This is a genomic window from Planktothrix serta PCC 8927 (genome assembly GCF_900010725.2).
Lineage (GTDB): Bacteria > Cyanobacteriota > Cyanobacteriia > Cyanobacteriales > Microcoleaceae > Planktothrix > Planktothrix serta.
The window spans coordinates 1-201 of sequence record NZ_LR734919.1 but is presented as its reverse complement, the minus strand read 5'-3'; the positions used below and the strand labels follow the sequence as shown (position 1 = coordinate 201).

The 201-nt window shown below is 39.8% G+C and carries 1 pseudogene; it reads left to right on the top strand.

The features are described 5' to 3' along the window. Positions 1-189, top strand: a pseudogene (locus PL8927_RS28225) (aspartyl protease); the annotation flags it as partial. Positions 190-201 lie beyond the last annotated feature (12 nt).

The following is a 201-nucleotide window of genomic DNA, read 5'->3' as shown; positions in this document are numbered from 1 at the left end:
TTTCAAGATGCCAAAATATCTTTATGTGGTCGAGAAGGCACTTTTGAATGTTTAGAATTACCCGGAGGCAGAGATGCTTTAATCGGCGTCATTCCCCTAGAAGCTCTGGGATTAGAACCGGACTTACGACACCAAACTTTAAAGGTTTTACCATCAGAATCAGTAGATACTTACTTGACAATTCTGTAGCTGTTATTCTCT